General features: G+C 71.4%; 5 protein-coding genes. 4 read left to right on the top strand and 1 reads right to left on the bottom strand.

All coding sequences use genetic code 11. The annotated features are described in order from the left end of the window. Positions 1 to 62: 62 nt before the first annotated feature. Positions 63 to 686: a hypothetical protein gene (locus ACQKIP_RS40355; protein ID WP_365862596.1), complete on the bottom strand. Its 624-nt coding sequence runs from the start codon at positions 684 to 686 to the stop codon at positions 63 to 65. A 266-nt stretch (positions 687 to 952) separates the two neighbouring features. Between ACQKIP_RS40355 and ACQKIP_RS40350 the strand changes: the two genes are divergently transcribed. The 4 genes from ACQKIP_RS40350 to ACQKIP_RS40335 all read left to right on the top strand — a co-directional run bounded on the left by ACQKIP_RS40350 (position 953) and on the right by ACQKIP_RS40335 (position 4,422). Next, a complete protein-coding gene (locus ACQKIP_RS40350) occupies positions 953 to 1,819 on the top strand; it encodes a bifunctional methylenetetrahydrofolate dehydrogenase/methenyltetrahydrofolate cyclohydrolase (RefSeq protein WP_365862594.1) in 867 nt (288 codons plus the stop codon). A 19-nt stretch (positions 1,820 to 1,838) separates the two neighbouring features. After that, positions 1,839 to 2,369 carry a DUF3017 domain-containing protein gene (locus tag ACQKIP_RS40345; protein ID WP_365862593.1) on the top strand — a complete coding sequence of 177 codons (531 nt, stop codon included), beginning with the start codon at positions 1,839 to 1,841 and terminating at the stop codon, positions 2,367 to 2,369. A gap of 213 nt (positions 2,370 to 2,582) precedes the next feature. Next, positions 2,583 to 3,737 (top strand): sensor histidine kinase, encoded by a 1,155-nt coding sequence (locus ACQKIP_RS40340; protein ID WP_365862591.1) that lies wholly within the window; start codon positions 2,583 to 2,585, stop codon positions 3,735 to 3,737. A gap of 1 nt (position 3,738) precedes the next feature. Further along, entirely contained in the window at positions 3,739 to 4,422 is a 684-nt protein-coding gene (locus ACQKIP_RS40335; protein WP_365862589.1) for a response regulator transcription factor, read from the top strand. The last annotated feature ends 203 nt before the right edge of the window (positions 4,423 to 4,625 follow it).

The following is a 4,625-nucleotide window of genomic DNA, read 5'->3' as shown; positions in this document are numbered from 1 at the left end:
CCAAACCCCCGGGGCGCGGCCCCCTTCCGGCTGGGGGCCCCGCCCCGCGGGTGTGAATCGCCTCAGTAGCGAGGCCGGTTGAACCACGCGGTGCCGCTGGGCACGACCGGGGCGATCGTGATGATGACGGCGAACGTCACCCAGATCAGCGGGCCGATGATGGCGGTCGCCAGACCCGAGTCGAGGCCGATGAACAGCATGATCAGGCCGACGATGCCGCCGAGCGCGCCATAGACGACCGTGGTGATCCGGACACCCTGGCCGCCGCGGCTGAACTTCACGCCCAGCATGATGGAGAGGACCGCGAACCCGGCCGCGATGAGCGCGCCGACGATCGCGATACCGGCCACGGCGTCACCCGCCTCGCCCATGCCGGTGAGGCCCAGGTCCTCGCCGCTGTCACCGGCGTCGCTCGCGATCGCACCCACGTAGAGGTAGATGATCGCGAAGAGGATCTGCACCGCCGAGATCAGGAACAGGAAGACGCGCGCGGTGGTCAGGAGACCCGGCATCGACTGCTGCATCATGTTGCCGCCCGGGTAGCCGGGGTAGGCCGGCTGCTGCGGGTAGCCGTAGCCCTGCTGCGGCGGGACGCCGGGAGGGGCCTGGGGGTAGCCGTAACCGGGAGCGGCCGGGGGCTGCTGGGGCGGCTGCCCGTAGGGGTTGTTCGGGTCGCCGTAACTCATGGCGGTCTTCCTCCGTCGGGTAGTGCGGGGACGACGCGGCACATCACGGAGGAAAGTTCTACAGATGCGGTCCGTCCCCCCGACACTGCCCGCGGCACTGTGCCGCATATCGTTCTTTAGGCCGGGCTTATTTGTCCAGCCGCATTCCCTATGTGTTGTGCAAGTGCAACAGAGCTGGTCAGGTCCCGGGACACAGCTGGGACACAGCCGGGCCGCAGCGCCGCCCTGATTGGTACCGGGCGGGTCTCATCCGGGAAGATGGAGTCATGACCGCCCAGATTCTCGATGGCAAGGCCACCGCAGCCGCGATCAAGTCCGAACTGACCGCCCGCGTGGCGGCCCTGAAGGAGCGGGGCCTGACCCCCGGCCTCGGGACTGTTCTGGTCGGTGACGACCCGGGCAGCCAGAAGTACGTCGCAGGCAAGCACCGCGACTGTGCGCAGGTCGGCATCGCCTCCATCCAGCGCGAGCTGCCCGCCACCGCGACGCAGGAGGAGATCGAGGCCGTCGTCCGCGAGCTCAACGAGGACCCCGCCTGCACGGGCTACATCGTGCAGCTCCCGCTGCCCAAGGGCATCGACGAGAACCGCGTCCTCGAACTCATGGACCCGGCCAAGGACGCCGACGGCCTGCACCCGATGAACCTCGGCCGTCTCGTCCTGAACGAGCCCGCGCCGCTGCCCTGCACGCCGTTCGGCATCATCACGCTCCTGCGCCAGTACGGCGTGGAGATCAACGGCGCCGAGGTCGTGGTCGTCGGCCGCGGTGTGACGATCGGCCGCTCGATGCCGCTCCTGCTCACCCGCCGCTCGGAGAACGCGACGGTGACGCAGTGCCACACCGGCACGCGCGACCTGGCCTTCCACCTCCAGAAGGCCGACATCATCGTGGCCGCCGCGGGCGTCCCGCACCTGATCAAGCCCGAGGACGTGAAGCAGGGCGCCGCGGTCCTGGACGTCGGCGTCTCGCGCGACGAGACCGGCAAGATCGTCGGCGACGTGCACCCCGGCGTCCGCGAGGTCGCAGGCTGGATCTCGCCGAACCCCGGCGGCGTCGGCCCGATGACCCGCGCACAGCTGCTCGTCAACGTCGTGGAGGCGGCCGAGCGCGCCGCGTCCGCCGCCGCGAGCTGAAACGGGAAAGGGTGAGCCCATGAGCGCAGAACCTGACCAAGGGGCATCGCGGGCCGACGTGACGCAGGCCGAGGTGACGGAGGCCGACGTGACGGAGGCCGAGGCGGTGGAGGACACCGAGGCCAAGGGCGCCGTCAGCGCCCCCGCCCCCGGCGGGCCGAAGAAGACCACCCGGCGCTTCCCGCTCCTGACCCGCGACACCGCGCGCCCCGAGGGCGGCGGCCGGGCCGCGGGCGGCGACGCCCCGGCACCCGCCCGGCAGTGGCCGCTGCTCAGCGTCCTGTCGACGGTGGGGCTCGGCCTGCTGCTCACCGCCTTCGACGTGTTCCGCCTCGGCACGATCCTGGTCGGCCTCGCGCTGATCGGCGGCGCCGTCCTGCGGTGGGCGCTGCCCGGCGTCGGCATGCTCGCGGTGCGCTCGCGCTTCACGGACATGGTCACCTACGGCGGCCTCGGCGCCGTCATCGTCCTGCTCGCGCTGATGGCGCAGCCGGACGGAATGCAGGTCCCGTTCCTGGACGGCATCCTGCACTTCACGATCAGCAGCTAGCGCCGGGACCGGCCCGCGATGGCCGCTCGTCCTCTCCCCCGCGGGAGGACGAGCGCGCCGGTGCACGAAGTTACGGCGGCGGGGCGGGGGAGTCGTCCCGCGCCGGGTTGATCTCCGGGTACGCCCAGCGGAGTACGGCCGCGGTTCCTGCAACTTCCGCGGTACCGCGGAAGTTTGACGTGCCGCCGCCCGCACCGGGGCTACGCTGCGGCGATGCGGATCCGCCCCCTCGTCGCCGACACGTCGATCGCGGTCGCCCTGACCACGGTCGCCGTACTCCTCGGGCAGGAGTCGGCGCGGCAGGGATGGCCCGAACTCGACGTACGGGGCTATGCGTTGGTGGCCCTTGCCAATGTGCCGGCCGTGTTCCGCTCCAGGGCGCCGCTCGCGGTCCTGCTCCTGGTGCACGCGGCCTGGGCCGTGTACGTGACCGCGGGCTACTGGCCCGTCGTGAACACCTTCGCGCCCATGCTCGCCGTCTACACGGTCACGGCCCTGCGGCCCGCCCGGGTCTCCGTCCCCTGCGGCGTCCTGATGAGCGCCGTGTGGATCTACGCGGGCGTGGTGAGCGAAGGGGCGTCGATGCCGTCCGTGATCGGGCAGGCCATCGGGTTTCCGCTGGTCATCTGGCGGTTCGGGTACGTCGCCCGCAGGTCCGCCGAGCTGGCCAGACAGCTCAAGCGCGAGCAGGACGAGCGGGCGCGGCGCGAGGTGGCCGAGGAACGCGGGCGCATAGCACGGGAGTTGCACGACGTCGTCGCCCACCACATGTCCGTGATCTCCGTGCAGGCGGGGCTCGCGAAGTTCGTCTTCACCTCGGATCCGGCCACCGCGCACGCCGCGCTCTCCACCATCTCCGGCACCAGCGGCGAGGCCCTGGAGGAGTTGCGCCGCATGCTGCGGGTGCTGCGGGCGCAGGAGGAGGGGGACGGCGCGCCCGACGCCCCGATGCCGGGGCTCGCGCGGCTCGGCGAGATGGTCGAGCGGGTGCGGTCCGGGGGAGTCGACGTCGATCTGCGCGTCGAGGGGACGCCGAGGCAGCTCGCGCCCGGCGTCGAACTCTGTGCGTACCGCGTGGTCCAGGAGGCCCTGACCAACGTGCTGAAGCACGCGCCGGGCGCCGGAGCGGCGGTCGGACTGCGCTATGAACAGCACCACGTGACGGTCTGTGTCACCAATGACGGGGCGGGGGTGATTCCGGACAGAGTGCGTACAGGAAGCGGCCATGGGTTGATTGGTATGCGGGAGCGGGCCAAGCTCTACGGCGGGACGATCAGCATCGGCCCGCTGAGCGAGGGAGGGTTCGCCGTGCGACTGACCCTGCCGACCTCCGCTCAGGCCGCATCGCAGGGGGACGACGCGACATAAAATGACCAGGGTGCTCGTGGTCGACGACCAGTTCCTCATCAGGGCGGGCCTTGTGGGGCTGCTGCGCGCCGCGCCCGGCATCGAGGTCGTCGGTGAGGCGGGTGACGGGGCGGAAGCCGTCGCGCTCGCCGCGACGACCCGGCCCGACGTGATCCTGATGGACATCCGCATGCCCGGCATGAGCGGCATCGCGGCCACCGAGAAGATCCTCGCCGAGTCCCCCGAGCCACCGCCGCGCGTCCTGGTCCTCACCACGTTCGATCTCGACGAGTACGTGTACGGGGCGCTGCGGGCCGGAGCGTCGGGCTTCCTGCTCAAGGACTCCGGGCCCGAGCGCCTGCTCGCCGCAGTGGCCGCCGTCGGCGGCGGCGACGCGCTCTTCGCGCCCAGCGTCACCTGCCGCCTGGTCGAGGCCTTCGCCCGGCAGGCCGGTCCGGTGGCCGCGGGGTCCGCCGAACCGCCGCCCGATCTGCGCTCGCTGACCCTGCGCGAGGTCGAGGTCCTGAAGCTGATCGCCACCGGCCAGTCGAACGCGGACATCGCGGAGCGCCTCTACATCAGCGAGGCCACCGTCAAGACTCACCTGAACCGCACGATGACCAAGCTAGACCTGGACAGCAGGGCGCAGGCGGTCGTGGTGGCGTACGAGACGGGCCTCGTCACGCCGGGCGGCGGCGGTCGCTGAACGCGGCGCGCCGCCCGCAGAACGGAAGACGGCGCCCGTCCTCTCCCCCGTGGGAGGACGGGCGCCGCCGGTTGGTGGGGAGGCCGTTCCAACGAGATCCAGCGTCACGCCCTTACGAATTCCATACAAGGGCTGCTTTGCTCCTGTGGCACGGAGGTGACCATTCCGCCATGCTGTCCCCGACCCCGGAACAGCGATGGGAC

It is taken from the genome of Streptomyces sp. NPDC059900 (assembly GCF_050270335.1).
Classification (GTDB): Bacteria; Actinomycetota; Actinomycetes; order Streptomycetales; family Streptomycetaceae; genus Streptomyces.
This window is presented reverse-complemented; position numbering and strand designations above follow the sequence as displayed.